The sequence below is a fragment of the Pontimicrobium sp. IMCC45349 genome (assembly GCF_047219225.1).
Classification (GTDB): domain Bacteria; phylum Bacteroidota; class Bacteroidia; order Flavobacteriales; family Flavobacteriaceae; genus IMCC45349.
The window spans coordinates 2,942,590-2,958,451 of sequence record NZ_CP178208.1 but is presented as its reverse complement, the minus strand read 5'-3'; the positions used below and the strand labels follow the sequence as shown (position 1 = coordinate 2,958,451).

Here is a 15,862-nt window from a genome sequence, read left to right as displayed (position 1 = left end):
TTAACCTATCATGAAAAAGTTTATTAAGTTTAACATTATTGCCATTATTTTGCTTGGTTGTTCAACAACCTTTGCACAGCAATTGCCTCAATTTACGCAATACATGTACAATACGATTTCTATAAATCCAGCATATGCAGGAAGTAGAGAAACATTAAGTATAGTTGGGTTACATAGAAGCCAATGGGTTGGTCTTGATGGAGGTCCAACTACACAAACAGCTTCTATACATACACCTTTAACAAATGACAAAATAGGTTTAGGTCTATCGTTTATCAATGATGAATTAGGATATCAAAACTTTTCATACATCTATGGAGATTTTTCATATACAATTCAAGTTGGTAAAGAAACAATGTTGGCATTTGGTCTTAAAGCTGGATTTACAGCTTATAGTATAGATGCTGAGTTAAGACAAGCAGAATTTGATGACCCTTCTATTTATGGAATAGAAGATCGTTGGAGTCCTAATATTGGTGCTGGTGCTTATTTACATACTAATAGATGGTATTTTGGTTTATCTGCACCAAGAATTTTAAATACTGACTATAATGGTGAAGAAGATTTTGAAGCTTTAGAAAGAATTAGTTACTATTTTACTGGAGGTTATGTTTTTGATATTAACAAAACCACAAAATTTAAACCAGCATTTTTAGTAAAAGCTACAAATGGAGCTCCAATTTCTTTTGATTTAACTGCTAACTTCTTATTTAATGAAAAGTTTTGGTTAGGAGCTGCTTATAGAGTTAATGAATCTGCAGGCGCATTAGGTGCTTTAGTAGATTTCCAAGTGTCTAAACAATTAAGATTAGGATATGCGTATGAGCATCCAATTTCTGATATTAGACCCTACTCTGATGGAACACATGAAATATTATTAATGTTTGAAATATTTAAAAGCAAACGAATTAAATCTCCAAGATACTTCTAAAATATACCTATTATGAAAACAAAAGTTTTACTAATCATATTAGCATTATTTAGCTCACTGAGTTTCTCTCAAAAAAAACTTGCAGACAAGTTCTTTAAAAACTTTGCTTACATCAAAGCAAGTGAGTTATACGAAAATGCCGTTAAAGATGGTGACAGTAGTCAACATGTATTAACACGTCTAGGAGATTGTTATTATAACAATTCAAACTCAGAGAAAGCTGCAGTTTGGTATGAAAAGGCATTGAAAAAATATCCTAAAAAAGTTAATTCTGAATATATATTCAAATACATTCAAACTCAATTAAGTTTAGGCGAATATGAAAATGCTCAGAACTGGTTAACTAAATTTAATGCACTTCAAGACGAAGACAATAAACTTAAGTTAGAAGTTGGTGATTTAAGTATATATGAAAATTTAGCCTCTACAGATAAAATATATGTAGAGATTAAAAATCTTGATGCCAATACTAGCTATTCCGACTTTGGTACTTTTATTCATAAAGACAAAATTTACTTTGCTTCTACTAGAAATACATCTGATGCTGAAGGGAAGAAAATTTATACTTGGAATGAGCAACCATATTTAGATATTTACCAAGGAACTATTGGAGAAAAAGATGGTGAGATTACTATTAATGGCATTGACTTTATTGATGCAGAAGATATTAATACAGATTACCATGAAGCTTCAGTAGCAATTACAAATGATGGCAAAACCATCTATTTTACTAGAGATAATGTAAACAAAAGAAATAAGCTTGATTATGATAAAAAAGGTACATCACACCTTAAAATTTATAAAGCAAGTTTAAATAATGATTCTTGGTCAGAAATTGAAGAACTACCTTTTAATGATGATGTATTTTCTACAGGACATCCAACTTTAAGTCCAGATAACAAAAAAATGTATTTTGTTTCTGATAGAGATGGAGGTTATGGACAAACAGATATTTACGAAGTAGATATTGATGAAAATGGAAATTTTGGTACTCCAAAAAATCTAGGAGCATCTGTAAATACTTCTGGTAGAGAAATGTTTCCATTTGTAGCAAAGGACAGTACATTATATTTTTCTTCAGATGGATATATTAACTTAGGTTTATTAGATATTTTTAAATCAGATGTCTTAAAAAACTCTGAATCAACTAATGAACCAGAAAACCTAGGAGCTCCATTTAATAGTGGTTATGATGACTTTGCTTATTTTGTAAATTCAGAAGATGGTAATGGTTATTTTTCTTCAAATAGACCAGGTGGAAAAGGAAATGATGACATTTATAGTTTTGCTTCTTACGAATGCAAACAGATAGTAAAAGGTATTGCTAGAAATAGTAAAACAGAAGAACCTCTAAAAGAGGTTAAAGTTCAACTGATTGATGATTCTGGAAAAATAATAGAAGAAGTTACAACTGATGAAACTGGTGCTTATACTTTTGAATTAGAATGTGATAAAACATTTTCAATATTAGGAATAAAATCAGATTATAAAGATGATTTAAAAGAGGTTTCTAGTACTAGTGAAAACAACTTTGAACATAATGTTGACTTACATTTAGTACCATTAATTAACGATAACCAAATAGTTATTAACCCAATCTTCTTTGATTTTGATAAATGGGATATTCGTACAGATGCACAATATGAATTAGAAAATATTGTAAACGTAATGAGGGATCATCCAACTATGGTTATTAAAATTGAATCTCATACAGATAGTAGAGGTAGTGACAGATACAATATGAAACTATCTGATAGAAGAGCAAAATATACAAGAGATTATCTTCTTTCAAGAGGTATTGAAGCTTCAAGAATTGAAAGTGCTATTGGATATGGAGAATCTCAATTACTAAACGAATGTGCTAATGGTGTTAAGTGTAGTAAAGAACAGCATCAATTAAACAGAAGATCTTACTTCTACATTCTTAAAAATTAATATCAATATTATATTTAATTATATAATCCATGGATAAAATAAGTTATAGTCTTCCCTAACATAGAAGTCACAATGAGTTTACTATATTTTGTTACTCATAATAACTTATAAAGGTTACCAATTTGGTAACCTTTTCTTTTTTATATTATTAAAGCATTACCACTTACCTACTTTATCGATTATTACTAAAAGAGTAAACTCTACCCTTGATAAAATTATAAGCTAATCTCCTTTATAATTTAGTATAATAAAAATAACGAGTATGTAAAGCCTATATTTTTTTTCTAATAGCACATTTTTATTTAGAGTTATACCAATATTTTAAAGCGTGACTAATTTTAAAGGCAAATAATTGTATTAAATTTTCTATTAATCACTTTAATCAAAGCATAAAAAAAGAGCTGTAAAAACAGCTCTGACAAAATATAATTATAACTCTAACTATAAACTTTATTTCTTGATGAATATATTAGTATAATACCATTTGCCATCAATATCTTTTTCTGCAGAAATATCAAAATTTGTATAATCTCCTTCTATCACATTTCTATGTCCTTCACTATTTAACCAAGCATTAACTACAGATTCAGCAGAACTAAAAGCATAAGCTACATTTTCAGCAACTGTAATAGCTCCAGCAGTGTTTTGTAGGTTTTGTTTTCTTTGGTAGAAATTATCATGAGATACTTCATTATTATCTATCATATAATCTGTATGACCAAAAGCTTGTGCTTTAATTGCATCCATATTATTTAATGCATTCAATCCATTAGTTATCCTATGGTTATTAATTAATTCTAATATTTCGATTTCCATAGACTTCGCTTGAGGAACGTAAGAAGATGTTATAGTTTCAATTTCTTCATCTACTGAATCAGTTGAACACGAGAAGGAAAACATCGCTAACAATGCCATTAAAGGCAACAAAGTTAATCGTTTCATTAGTAGGGTATTTTAGATTTGGTGTAGTAAAATTACACGCCTACTTAGAACTAACTGTTAAAGAAATGTTAAAATCGATGAAATACATGCATTTCGTCGAAATTTTAAGCCTTTTAATCGATGAAATGCACTTTTTTTGGTTTTTTATTGCTTTTAATCGATAATTAAAAGCATTTAAACGATGAAATTAAGGTTCTAATCTATCAATTTTCCAATTATAATCTTCTTGTAATTGATACCTTATTCTATCATGCATTCTATTAGCACGACCTTGCCAAAATTCTATTTCAACAGGTTTTACTATATAACCTCCCCAATGTTTAGGTCGCTCAATAGTCTTACCAGAATACTTTTTCTCTAATTGAAAAAGCTTATTATCTAATGCTTCTCTACTTTCAATTACTTGACTTTGATTAGATGCTATAGCACCTAATTGACTTCCTATTGGTCTAGATTCAAAATAACCATCACTAAGGTTTTCTAGTATTTTCTCTGCTTTTCCTTTAATAATTATTTGTCTTTCTGCTGAATGCCAAAAAAAAGAAAGACAAACATTTTCATTATTAGCAATTGCTTTTCCCTTTTCACTATCATAATTAGTAAAAAAGATAAACCCCTCATACGTAAACTTTTTAAGCAGCACTACTCTACTCTTTGGATAGCCATCTAATCCTATAGTAGATATAGTCATAGCATTTGCTTCATCAATACTATCAGAATTATCAACTTCATGAAACCATTTTTGGAATAATTCTAACGGATTTTCTGGTACATTAGATTTCAACAAAGCTCCTTTTTCATAAGACATTCTATAGTTACTTAAATCTTTTTCCATGAAATATATTTTACTAATTATGTGTTACAACTTATTGGTATCAAATTTACGGAAAAAGCTGTTCTATAAATACTCAATATATAGTTGAATTTAAATTTTTGTTTATTTTAGTCATCCCTAACCTAATTATCATGACATTCGAAAATTCTATTTTCGCAAAACAGCTTAACTTTAAGAAAATTAGCCTCTCGTTTGGTAATTTTTACCTATTAGACAACTTTACTATTGCCGAAATTAATGAAGGTATTCATCTAGATTGGAACAAAATAGAAGAACTAATAAACCACTTAGTACTTCATTATGGAGAAGATATACGCATTGGATATTTAACAAACAGAGTTAATTCCTATTCTATTGAACCTCAATCTTGGATAAAATTTGAAAAAGAATATGGCTTTATTGTAGCAAGTGCAATAGTAGTTTATAATGATTTTGCATTTATTAATGCTACTTTAGAAAAACAATTTGCTAAAAGTAGTATTAAACGTTGTAATAGCTTAGATCAAGCTATATCTTGGATGCAAAACTTAAAAGAGTTTAAGTAAAATTGAAAGTTTTACCATCTTCTGCCAATTCAATTTTATCAAACACTTCACTAGCTTCTTCACTAAATAACTCATGATTATCATAACGTGTTGAGTAATGACCTAAGATTAATGTTTTAGCATTAGCTTGTTTTGCTATACTAGCAGCTTCTTTAGCAGTACAGTGTTTTGTTTTTTGTGTAAGATGTGCTTGACTATCCAAAAAGGTTGATTCATGATACAACACATCCACATCCTTAATAATTGGAATTATATCTTCTTTATAAGCTGTATCACTACAAAATGCATAACTTTTTGGTTTAGGACCATCTTTAGTAACTAGCTCATTCTTTATTAATTCTCCATCTTCATTTTTAACATCAAATCCTTGTTTGAGCTTTCTAAAATAAGAAACATCAATATTTGCATCATTAGCCTTATTAATGTCTAAAGTACGCTCTCCTCGCTTTTCTTTGAACAAAAAACCGTTTGTATAAACACGATGATCTAATGGAATAGTATGTACTTCTACTTTATCATCTTCATAAATTAGTTCAGACTCAGTTGATGTTAACTCATGAAAAATTAATTTGAAGTTTGTCCATGAATCAGACAATTTCATTTGAAGCGTAATTACTTCTTTTAAACCCTTTGGTGCATAAATGTGTAAATCGGCTTCTCTGGTTAATAATCTAAGTGTAGAAATAAAACCAACTAAACCAAAATAGTGATCACCATGTAAGTGTGAAATAAAAATATGTTTAATCCTTGAAAACTTAACCTTATAACGCCTTAGTTGCACTTGAGTACCTTCGCCACAATCTATTAAAAAAATATGATTACGCATCTCCAATACTTGAGATGTTGGATGCGTATTAATTCGTGGTGTGGCACTATGACAGCCAAGGATAGTTATCTTCAAAATAAAATATTAAAACCCTAAATCACGTTCAATTTCTTCCATTTCAATAATATCGTACGCTTCTTGAAGTGTTGGTACAATTATTAATTCGTCAGGAATATCGTCTTGATCTATTTTACTAGTAACAATTACAAACGAATGTTTCGCCTCTCTATGCTGATTAGAAATTTGTAAAAACTCTACAATATCACTAGTAGTAATTGGTTTAAGGCTCGTTAAATTAATAATTATATTATCGTTACTGTATCTAGCATAGATAACTTGTAGTTTTTTAACAAGTTCAATAATAGATACTTTTTCTTGGGTAATTACAACAGTATTACCATTCTTGTCAAAAATCATAATCTTACTTTTTTATCTTTGAAGCTAATAAATAAATTACTGCCATCCTAATAGCAACACCATTTTCTACTTGATTCAATATTATTGCTTGGTCAGAATCAGCAACATCACTAGTAATTTCTACACCTCTATTTATTGGTCCTGGGTGCATGATAGTAATTTCTTTATCTAAAGATTCTAGAAGTTCTTTTGTAACTCCAAATTGTTGTGCATACTCTCTTGTAGAAGGAAAATAACTAATATCCATACGTTCATTTTGCACACGTAACATATTAGCTACATCACACCAATTAAGCGCTTTACGTAAGTTAGTTTCAACTTTAACTCCTAATTTATCAATATACTTTGGAATTAATGTTTTTGGACCACAAACCATCACATTTGCGCCTTGAAGTTGTAATGCAAAAATATTTGAAAGCGCTACTCTACTGTGTAAAATATCGCCAACTATAACTACATTTTTACCTTTTACTTCTCCTAACCTTTCTCTAATAGAATACGAATCTAATAATGCTTGCGTTGGATGCTCATGAGCTCCATCACCAGCATTAATTATTTTTGCGTTAACATGTTTAGATAAAAACACACCTGCTCCAGGGTTTGGATGACGCATAACTACCATATCTACTTTCATAGATAAGATATTATTTACAGTATCTATTAATGTTTCTCCTTTTTTTACAGATGATTGTCCAGCTGAAAAATTAATTACATCTGCAGACAATCTTTTTTCTGCTAATTCAAATGAAAGTTTAGTTCTAGTCGAGTTTTCAAAAAAGAGATTAGCTATAGTAATATCTCTAAGCGAAGGCACCTTTTTTATTGGTCTATTTATTACCTCTTTAAAGTGATCTGCAGTTTCAAAAATAAGCTTAATATCTTGTTCATTAAGATATTTAATTCCTAATAAGTGGTCTACACTTAACTCGCTCATAATATTAATTATTTATTAAGTAAACCGAATCTTCTCCATCGTTCTCAATCCAATTTACTACAACTTTTTCTTCGTTTATAGCATCAACTTGTCTTCCTCGATAATCAGGTTGAATTGGTAAATGCCTACTAAATCTTCTATCTATTAATGTAAGTAATTCAATTTCTTGTGGTCTCCCAAAAGATTGAATAGCTGTTAATGCAGCACGAATACTTCGTCCTGTATATAAAACATCATCTATAAATACTACATTTTTATTTTCTACAATAAAATCAATTTCTGTAGTATTTGCTTCAAGTGTCTTTTCGCCTCTTCTAAAATCATCCCGATAAAAAGTAATATCCAATTGTCCTAATTGAATATTTTTAATACCATATTCTTCAACAAGCATTTTTGTTAAACGTGCTGCCAAAAACTTTCCTCTTGGTTGAATTCCAATTAATACAGTATTACTAAAATCGTTATGATTTTCAATAAGTTGACAAGCCAATCGATGTAGAATGATGTTTACCTCTTTTGCGTTAAGTAAAACTTTTTGACTCATATATTATCCAAACTTATTTGGAATGCAAAGTTAAGCTAAAAATTTAAAATTATTTTAATAGATTTTTAATATTTATTTTAGCTTCAAAATTGAATGCTATATCATGCAATACTCATCTGTTACAGTAACTAACAAATCAAAACTAAAGAAGTTTTCGCATCAAAAACGTTTTAAAGTTGCTACCAAACTTTTAAAACTAGATAAGAATGATGATTTTTTAGATTTTGGAACTGGTGATGGCTATTTATTAAATACTTTAACTATAACTTATCCAAACTCAAAAATAAGTGGTTACGAGCCTATAGAAAGTATGTATAATCAACTAAAGTTAAATATTATTTCACCTGAAATAAATTTAATAAACGATTTAGATACTATTAAAGGTAAGAAATACACTAAGATTGGTTGTTTTGAAGTATTGGAACACTTCAATGAAGAAAATCAAAGACATCATCTAAAAGCTATGAAAGCTGTTTTAAAAGAGGATGGTGTTATTATAATTTCTGTACCAATTGAAATAGGCATATCTTCACTTTTTAAAAATATAGCGCGATTATTATTAAAGCAAAAACATGGACTTACAACTCGTAGAAATATTTGGAAAGCTTTTTTAGGGAAAAAGATAGAACGCTTACCTACATACTATATAAATTCACACATTGGTTTTGATTATAAAGAACTAGAAAAAGCATTTTTAAAGGAAGATTTAGAAATTATAAAGAAAACTTACTCACCTTTAAAGTACTTATACAGTCTTTTCAATTCACAAGTTTTTTACATTTTAAAGCATAAAGCATAAAAAAAGCCTTCTCAAATTGAGAAGGCTTTTTAATAAATATCATTTAGGAAAAATTAAGCTTTTCCGTCCATTTTATCTTTAAGAGCTTGTAAAGCATCATTAGCATCACCTAAAGTTGGTTTTGCTTCTGCAGCAGCAGCTTGTGCTTTTTTAGCAGCAGCTTTTACATTTTTAGCTTCTTCAGCTTTGAAAATTGCAGTATGAGATGCAACTACACGCTTAAACTCTTTGTTGAATTCAATAATTTTGAAATCAGCAGCTTCTCCTTTTTTAAGCTTTCCACCATCTTCTTTTTCAAGATGTCTACTAGGGATAAATGCTACGATATCTTCATTAAATTTAACAGTAGCTCCTTTGTCAACAATCTCTTCAATAGATCCATTGTGAGTTGTATCTAAAGCAAATTCAGTTTCATACTTGTCCCAAGGGTTTTCAGTAGTTTGTTTGTGACCTAAACTTAATTTACGTCCTTCTACGTCTAACTCTAATACAACAACATCTAACTTATCACCTACAGCACAGAACTCAGATGGATGCTTAATTTTCTTAGTCCAAGATAAATCAGAGATATAAATTAATCCGTCAATACCTTCTTCTAATTCAACAAATACACCAAAGTTAGTAAAGTTACGTACAACACCAGAGTGCTTAGAACCTACAGGGTACTTAGAAGTAATGTCTGTCCATGGGTCTGGAGTTAATTGCTTAATACCAAGAGACATCTTACGATCTTCTCTATCTAAAGTTAAGATTTGAGCCTCAACTTTATCACCTACAGCTACGAAATCTTGAGCTGAACGTAAGTGAGTTGACCAAGACATTTCAGAAACGTGAATTAAACCTTCAACACCTTCTGCAACTTCGATAAATGCACCATAATCAGCGATTACAACTACTTTACCTTCTACTTTATCTCCTACTTTAACTTCTTCACCTAAAGCATCCCATGGGTGCTTAGATAATTGCTTAAGACCTAATTGAATTCTTGACTTGTTTTCATCAAAATCAAGGATTACAACGTTTAATTTTTGATCTAATTCAACAATCTCACTTGGGTGGTTAATACGTGACCAAGAAAGATCTGTAATATGAATTAATCCGTCAACTCCTCCAAGATCCATAAATACACCGTAAGAAGTAATGTTCTTAACTGTACCTTCTAATACTTGACCTTTTTCTAATTGACTGATAATTTCTTTCTTCTGAACTTCGATATCTGCCTCGATAAGTGCTTTATGAGAAACAACAACATTTTTAAACTCGTGGTTGATTTTAACAACTTTGAATTCCATAGTTTTGTTTACATATTGATCGTAATCTCTAATAGGCTTCACATCGATTTGAGAACCTGGTAAGAATGCTTCAATACCAAATACGTCAACAATCATACCACCTTTAGTACGACACTTAACAAATCCATTAACGATTTCACCTGAATCATGAGCAGCGTTAACGCGATCCCAAGCTTTAATTACTCTAGCTTTACGGTGAGATAATACTAATTGTCCTGTTGCATCTTCACGAACATCAATTAATACTTCTACTTTGTCTCCAACTGCTAAGTTAGGATTGTAACGAAACTCGTTTAATGAAATTACACCTTCTGACTTTGCATTAATGTCAATAATTGCATCACGATCTGTAATGTGAACTACAACACCTTCTACAACTTCGTCATCTAATGTGTCTACAAAGTTCTCTGCTACTAATTTTTCAAACTCTTCTAATTTAGCATCTTCTACAGGATCAATTCCTTCTTCGTAGTTGTGCCAATTAAAATCTTTTAAAAATTGTTCTGGATTTGCTTGAGCTTCAGATACTACTGGAGCTTCAACTTGTTTAGCCTCAACAGTTGCTTCAGCTTTAGTTTCTTTATTTTCAGCCATTGCTGATAAAAATTTGTATTCTGTACGTTCTCGAAAAGTTTAAGCAAATAACACACAGAAGCGTTATAAAAATTTAGTTTTGACCCTTTTATCTTTTCGACTATTCGCTAAAAGGAGCGCAAAAATAAACATATTTTGTGAATTTGCCTAATTTAAAGCTAAAGAAATAAATGTTTTAAATTACTGATTATGAAAGTACTATTCTTGGTTCTCGAGTGTAATTTTAACCAAGTTCATTATTTTTTGAAACTGTTCATCTAATGTAAGGTTAGAATTATCAATTTCTATAGCATCATCTGCTTTTACTAATGGCGAATCATCTCTATTAGAATCGATATAGTCACGCTCTTTTACATTGCGTAAAACTTCGTCAAAATTTACTTCATCTCCTCTACCTATTAACTCATCATATCTACGTTGTGCTCTTATTTGAGCAGAAGCTGTCATAAACAGCTTTAGTTCTGCATCAGGAAATACTACAGTACCAATATCACGTCCATCCATTACAATACCTTTACCCTTGCCCATTTCCTGTTGTTGCTTTACCAATTGGTAGCGCACTTCTGGAACAGCAGCTACAGCACTAACAAAACCCGAAACTTTCATTGTACGTATTTCTTTTTCAACATTTTTATTGTTTAAATACATCTCTGAAAAACCTAAGTCTTTATTAAACTGGAAAGATAAATTTATGTTATGTAATTGCATTACAAAATTGTTAACATCAAAATTATCTTCATTAATGTATCCATTTTCTAAAGCATATAGTGTTACAGCTCTATACATGGCTCCAGTATCAACATAAATATAACCTAATTGATTGGCTAATTGTTTTGCTATGGTACTTTTTCCTGTTGATGAAAAACCGTCTATGGCTATAGTAATATTTTGCACTATTGTAAATCTATTTGTAATCCAAAAAAGCTTGTGTTGGATGCTGTTGAATATCTTGCATGCGTATAACTAAAACGCATTTTATTTAGTTTAATACCTATTCCAAAAGACAATCCAGAAAAATTTCGTTGTTCTAAAATACGTAATTCTTCTGCTCTTCTAAAATTATACCCAAATCTTAAATTAAATCCTTTATCCGGAAATAACTCAGCTCCAAGAATAGTATGACGCATTAACTTATTAAAAAAACCTACTTTTTCTTGAGTTTGATTACCATCTAAATCTGTAGTAGCTCTTGCTGGATTAGACACACCAATTGGCCATTTTTGAAGATTTTCAAAAGTAATATGCCAACGTAAAGGCACATGCTCAAGTGTTTGTGATAAACCTAAATCTATTTCTAATGGTAAAGGTTCATTTTGACCTGCATAAGTAGTGATTTGTGTTCCTAAGTTTCTAACAACTAGTGCCGCTTGAAACTCTAAATACTCATCGATGTAAATTAAACCAACATCTACAGCAGCTCCAATAGAATTATATTGTTCTAGCTTTGATGTGATTAATTTTACGTTTCCACCTAAATAAAAATCGGAATAGCCTATTTGTCTAGCATAACCAAAAGAAAGTGCTGCTTCGTTACCTGTAAAACTTCCTGTTGCATTACCATTTTCATCATAACCATCAAAATTACCATAGTTAACATAAGTCATCCCTACATGGAAGGTTTGCGTACGTCTATCCAAAGTATAAGCATAAGCAGCAGTACCATAACTAATACCTCCTAAATAGCTAGAGTAATTTATTGCTAATTGATTATCCATCTCTACATTAATAGTAGCTGGATTATACAATGCTTGTGTTACATCATAATCAATATTGGTTAACACTTTTCCTCCTAAAGCGGCTTGACGAGGAGATGATACTAAATTTAAAAATTGATATGTAGCCTCTCCTCCTAATTGAGCATATAGAGGGAGCATACTAAGTACCAATAAAAAAGTAGTAATCTTTCTTTTCATAAAGCTGCAAAAGTAACTAAATCTATCTTAAAACGATTGTAGTAATATTTTATTTTTTGAGGATAAAAAAAACCTCGATAATTCGAGGTTTTAAAATTTATAATGTTTTTGCATTTTTTACTTTTTGCTTGGTAATTGCAATATCAATTACCTCACTCATTTCGGTTACATAATGAAATTTTAAACCTTTTAGGTATTCATCCTTAATTTCATCAATGTCTCGTTTATTTTCTTTACAAAGAATTATTTCTTTAATCTTAGCACGTTTTGCAGCTAATATTTTTTCTTTTATACCACCTACTGGTAATACTTTACCTCTCAAAGTTATTTCTCCAGTCATTGCAATGCTCTTCTTTACCTTACGCTGAGTATAAAGTGAAATTAAAGACGTTAGCATTGTAACACCTGCACTTGGTCCATCTTTTGGTGTTGCACCTTCAGGTACATGAATATGTACATTATACTTTTCAAAAATTGAACTATCTAAACCAAACTCATCTGCATTAGCCTTTATATATTCCATAGCGATAGTTGCAGACTCTTTCATAACCTTGCCTAAGTTACCTGTAATAGACATTGCACCTTTTCCTTTTGACAAGATAGACTCAATAAATAAAATATCTCCTCCAACACTAGTCCAAGCTAAACCTGTTACTACTCCAGCAACATCATTATTTTCGTATTTATCTCTTTCAAGTTTTGGACTGCCTAATACTTCAATTATATCCTCATTACTAACTTTAATGTTATAAGTCTCTTCCATTGCAATATTTTTAGCAGCATTACGCACCATTTTTGCAATTTGCTTTTCAAGACCACGAACTCCAGATTCACGTGTGTAACCTTCTACTATTTTTTCTAATTGAGGCTTTGCAATCTTAATATTATCGTTAGTTAAACCATGTTCTTTAATTTGTTTTGGCAATAAATGTTTTTTTCCTATTTCAACTTTTTCTTCAATAGTATAACCTGTAACATTTATTATCTCCATACGATCTCTTAAAGCTGGCTGAATTGTTGCTAAACTATTAGAAGTAGCAACAAACATAACCTTAGATAAATCGTAACCCATTTCTAAGAAGTTATCATAAAATTCTGAGTTTTGCTCAGGGTCTAAAACTTCTAACATAGCAGATGATGGATCACCTTGATGAGAGTTTGATAGCTTATCAATTTCGTCTAAAACAAATACTGGATTAGAAGTTCCTGCCTTTTTTAAACTTTGAAGAATTCTCCCAGGCATTGCTCCTATATAAGTTTTTCTATGCCCTCTAATTTCAGCCTCATCTCTTAAACCACCAAGTGAAACCCTAACGTATTCTCTACCTAAAGCTTCAGCTATAGATTTTCCTAAAGATGTTTTACCAACTCCTGGAGGTCCATATAAACAAAGAATTGGTGATTTCATGTCATTACGTAATTTCAATACTGCTAAGTATTCAATAATACGTTTCTTAACATCATCTAAACCATAATGATCTCTATCTAATATCTTTTTTGCACGTTTTAAGTCAAAATTATCTTCGCTAAACTCATTCCATGGTAACTCTAAAAACAAATCCAAATAGTTTCTCTGAATTGAATATTCAGCTACTTGCGGATTCATACGCTGTAATTTAGAAATCTCTTTATCGAAATGTTTAGCAACCTTTTCTCCCCATTGTTTCTTTTTAGCACGTGCTTTCATCTCTTCAACTTCTTCCTCATAGCTAACACCACCAAGTTCTTCTTGAATGGTTTTCATTTGTTGATGTAAGAAATATTCACGTTGCTGTTGATTCATATCGCTTTGAACTTTTGACTGAATGTCATTTTTAAGTTCTAAACGTTGGTATTCAACATTCATATGCTTTAATGTAGCCAAAGCACGTTCTTGTAAATCGTTAATCTCTAAAAGTGTTTGCTTTTCTTCAACCGAAAGATTCATGTTTGAAGACACAAAATTTATTAAAAACGAATTACTTTCAATATTCTTAATTGCAAATGAAGCCTCACTTGGAATGTTTGGACTTTGCTTAATGATTTGTAAAGACAAGTCCTTTATAGAGTCAATTATTGCTGAAAACTCTTCATTAGTTTTCTCTGGAGACGTTTCAGCTACCTCACGTATAGTCGCATTCATATAAGGCTCTTCTGTAATCATTTCTGCTATTTGAAAACGCTTTTTACCTTGAATGATTACAGTAGTATTTCCATCTGGCATCTTTAACACCTTCAAAATACGAGCTACAGTTCCAATAGAATGTACATCATTAACCGTTGGATCTTCAACCAACTCATCTTTTTGAGAAACAACTCCAATTACTTTACTACCATTATTAGCATCATTAATTAGTTTTATAGATTTGTCTCTTCCTGCTGTAATAGGAATTACTACACCTGGAAATAGTACTGTATTTCTAAGCGATAAAATTGGAAGCGTCTCTGGTAAAGACTCATTTCTTATTTCTTCTTCATCTTCAGAAGTCATTAAAGGAATTAACTCTGAATTTTCATCAAACTCTTGCAATGACAAACTGTCAAGAGTGGTAAATTTTGATCTTGCCATAATATAATCAAGTCATTCTGTCATAAAAAACAGAACAATTTTATTTTTTATCTTTATTTAAAATTACTGTTACTAAATGTAAACCAAGTAAATAGTAGGTTTTAACAGCTTTTATCAACCTATTAAGGTCAATTGTTATGCCATTATAATGGGGTAACAAATAAATAAATTGAAACTTTTTTATTTAAAACTGTAACACTTATGTTTTATTATACTCTTCTTAATAAACAATTTGTTTTGTGACACTAACCAACCACAACATAGAGCAGTTAATACAGCTATGTATTTCTGGCAACCAACAAGCGCAATTGGAAGTCTATAATAGATATTATAAGGCTATGTATAATACTGCTTATAGAATTGTGAAAGATAGCTTTGAAGCTGAAGATATCATGCAAGACTCTTTTTTAACTGCATTTACAAAGTTAAAGAGCCTTAAAGATACAGTGACCTTTGGTGCATGGCTAAAACGAATTGTAGTAAACAACAGTATTTATCATTATAAAAAAAATAATAAATACAGTGAAGTTCCTTTAGATGATGTGTTATACAAAGTAGAAAATCAAGAAGGCATTTCAAGTGATTTAGAACTTAATAATATTAAAGTAAAACAAGTACTAGACACTTTAAAAACGCTAAAAGACAACTACAGAGTAAGCCTAACACTTCATTTAATTGAAGGCTATGATTATGAAGAAATCAGTGACATATTAAACATGTCTTATGCAAATTGTAGAACAACAATCTCAAGAGCAAAAGAAAGTTTAAGAAAAAAATTACAGCTTGTAGCTGAGTATTAAAAAAATA

At 30.4% G+C, this 15,862-nt stretch carries 15 protein-coding genes; 5 read left to right on the top strand and 10 right to left on the bottom strand.

The features are described 5' to 3' along the window. The first annotated feature begins 10 nt into the window (after positions 1-10). Together ACLII3_RS13805 and ACLII3_RS13800 are read left to right on the top strand one after the other, a co-directional pair. Positions 11-931, top strand: a complete 921-nt coding sequence (locus tag ACLII3_RS13805) for a type IX secretion system membrane protein PorP/SprF (protein ID WP_412984807.1) — start codon at positions 11-13, stop codon at positions 929-931. A gap of 12 nt (positions 932-943) precedes the next feature. Then, complete coding sequence (locus tag ACLII3_RS13800; RefSeq protein WP_412984806.1) at positions 944-2,866, top strand: OmpA family protein; 1,923 nt, start codon at positions 944-946, stop codon at positions 2,864-2,866. 450 nt (positions 2,867-3,316) lie between these two features. Here ACLII3_RS13800 and ACLII3_RS13795 read toward each other — a convergent pair whose 3' ends face one another. Both ACLII3_RS13795 and pdxH read right to left on the bottom strand, forming a co-directional pair. Then, positions 3,317-3,808, bottom strand: coding sequence for a CAP domain-containing protein (locus ACLII3_RS13795; RefSeq protein ID WP_412984805.1), 492 nt, complete (start codon positions 3,806-3,808; stop codon positions 3,317-3,319). Positions 3,809-3,995: 187 nt separating this feature from the next. Beyond that, positions 3,996-4,643, bottom strand: a complete 648-nt coding sequence (pdxH, locus tag ACLII3_RS13790) for a pyridoxamine 5'-phosphate oxidase (protein WP_412984804.1) — start codon at positions 4,641-4,643, stop codon at positions 3,996-3,998. 131 nt (positions 4,644-4,774) lie between these two features. Between pdxH and ACLII3_RS13785 the strand changes: the two genes are divergently transcribed. Then, positions 4,775-5,188, top strand: coding sequence for a hypothetical protein (locus ACLII3_RS13785; protein WP_412984803.1), 414 nt, complete (start codon positions 4,775-4,777; stop codon positions 5,186-5,188). On the opposite strand, the gene ACLII3_RS13780 is transcribed toward ACLII3_RS13785, so the two are convergent. Genes ACLII3_RS13780 through pyrR form a run of 4 tightly spaced genes read right to left on the bottom strand, consistent with a single transcriptional unit; the run spans position 5,181 to position 7,909 of the window. Beyond that, positions 5,181-6,089, bottom strand: coding sequence for a ribonuclease Z (locus tag ACLII3_RS13780; RefSeq protein WP_412984802.1), 909 nt, complete (start codon positions 6,087-6,089; stop codon positions 5,181-5,183). The genes ACLII3_RS13785 and ACLII3_RS13780 overlap by 8 nt on opposite strands. A gap of 9 nt (positions 6,090-6,098) precedes the next feature. Then, positions 6,099-6,431: a ribonuclease Z gene (locus tag ACLII3_RS13775; RefSeq protein ID WP_412984801.1), complete on the bottom strand. Its 333-nt coding sequence runs from the start codon at positions 6,429-6,431 to the stop codon at positions 6,099-6,101. A 4-nt stretch (positions 6,432-6,435) separates the two neighbouring features. Next, the gene (locus ACLII3_RS13770) at positions 6,436-7,365 is read right to left on the bottom strand and encodes an aspartate carbamoyltransferase catalytic subunit (RefSeq protein WP_412984800.1); all 930 of its coding nucleotides are present in this window, start codon (positions 7,363-7,365) and stop codon (positions 6,436-6,438) included. A 4-nt stretch (positions 7,366-7,369) separates the two neighbouring features. Then, positions 7,370-7,909, bottom strand: a complete 540-nt coding sequence (gene pyrR, locus ACLII3_RS13765; RefSeq protein ID WP_412984799.1) for a bifunctional pyr operon transcriptional regulator/uracil phosphoribosyltransferase PyrR — start codon at positions 7,907-7,909, stop codon at positions 7,370-7,372. A gap of 103 nt (positions 7,910-8,012) precedes the next feature. Between pyrR and ACLII3_RS13760 the strand changes: the two genes are divergently transcribed. Beyond that, the gene (locus tag ACLII3_RS13760) at positions 8,013-8,708 is read left to right on the top strand and encodes a methyltransferase domain-containing protein (RefSeq protein WP_412984798.1); all 696 of its coding nucleotides are present in this window, start codon (positions 8,013-8,015) and stop codon (positions 8,706-8,708) included. Between the two features lie 53 nt (positions 8,709-8,761). Here the strand turns inward: ACLII3_RS13760 and rpsA are convergent, their stop codons facing one another. The 4 genes from rpsA to lon form a co-directional block, all read right to left on the bottom strand. Beyond that, a complete protein-coding gene (gene rpsA / locus ACLII3_RS13755) occupies positions 8,762-10,594 on the bottom strand; it encodes a 30S ribosomal protein S1 (RefSeq protein ID WP_412984797.1) in 1,833 nt (610 codons plus the stop codon). Between the two features lie 198 nt (positions 10,595-10,792). Further along, the gene (gene cmk, locus ACLII3_RS13750) at positions 10,793-11,488 is read right to left on the bottom strand and encodes a (d)CMP kinase (protein ID WP_412984796.1); all 696 of its coding nucleotides are present in this window, start codon (positions 11,486-11,488) and stop codon (positions 10,793-10,795) included. Beyond that, the gene (gene porQ / locus ACLII3_RS13745) at positions 11,488-12,507 is read right to left on the bottom strand and encodes a type IX secretion system protein PorQ (protein WP_412984795.1); all 1,020 of its coding nucleotides are present in this window, start codon (positions 12,505-12,507) and stop codon (positions 11,488-11,490) included. The genes cmk and porQ overlap by 1 nt, the downstream gene beginning before the upstream one ends. Positions 12,508-12,604: 97 nt before the next feature. After that, entirely contained in the window at positions 12,605-15,055 is a 2,451-nt protein-coding gene (gene lon, locus ACLII3_RS13740) for an endopeptidase La (RefSeq protein ID WP_412984794.1), read from the bottom strand. A gap of 239 nt (positions 15,056-15,294) precedes the next feature. Here lon and ACLII3_RS13735 point away from each other — a divergent pair, with 239 nt between their 5' ends. After that, positions 15,295-15,855, top strand: coding sequence for an RNA polymerase sigma factor (locus ACLII3_RS13735; protein ID WP_412984793.1), 561 nt, complete (start codon positions 15,295-15,297; stop codon positions 15,853-15,855). Positions 15,856-15,862 lie beyond the last annotated feature (7 nt).

Excerpts from the sequence above, each read along its gene's own strand:
- ACLII3_RS13805 (WP_412984807.1), top strand. The coding sequence starts at position 11 with ATGAAAAAGTTTATTAAGTTTAACATTATTGCCATTATTTTGCTTGGT.
- ACLII3_RS13800 (WP_412984806.1), top strand. The coding sequence starts at position 944 with ATGAAAACAAAAGTTTTACTAATCATATTAGCATTATTTAGCTCACTG.
- ACLII3_RS13795 (WP_412984805.1), bottom strand. The coding sequence starts at position 3,808 with ATGAAACGATTAACTTTGTTGCCTTTAATGGCATTGTTAGCGATGTTT.
- pdxH (WP_412984804.1), bottom strand. The coding sequence starts at position 4,643 with ATGGAAAAAGATTTAAGTAACTATAGAATGTCTTATGAAAAAGGAGCT.
- ACLII3_RS13785 (WP_412984803.1), top strand. The coding sequence starts at position 4,775 with ATGACATTCGAAAATTCTATTTTCGCAAAACAGCTTAACTTTAAGAAA.
- ACLII3_RS13775 (WP_412984801.1), bottom strand. The coding sequence starts at position 6,431 with ATGATTTTTGACAAGAATGGTAATACTGTTGTAATTACCCAAGAAAAA.
- ACLII3_RS13770 (WP_412984800.1), bottom strand. The coding sequence starts at position 7,365 with ATGAGCGAGTTAAGTGTAGACCACTTATTAGGAATTAAATATCTTAAT.
- pyrR (WP_412984799.1), bottom strand. The coding sequence starts at position 7,909 with ATGAGTCAAAAAGTTTTACTTAACGCAAAAGAGGTAAACATCATTCTA.
- ACLII3_RS13760 (WP_412984798.1), top strand. The coding sequence starts at position 8,013 with ATGCAATACTCATCTGTTACAGTAACTAACAAATCAAAACTAAAGAAG.
- rpsA (WP_412984797.1), bottom strand. The coding sequence starts at position 10,594 with ATGGCTGAAAATAAAGAAACTAAAGCTGAAGCAACTGTTGAGGCTAAA.
- porQ (WP_412984795.1), bottom strand. The coding sequence starts at position 12,507 with ATGAAAAGAAAGATTACTACTTTTTTATTGGTACTTAGTATGCTCCCT.
- lon (WP_412984794.1), bottom strand. The coding sequence starts at position 15,055 with ATGGCAAGATCAAAATTTACCACTCTTGACAGTTTGTCATTGCAAGAG.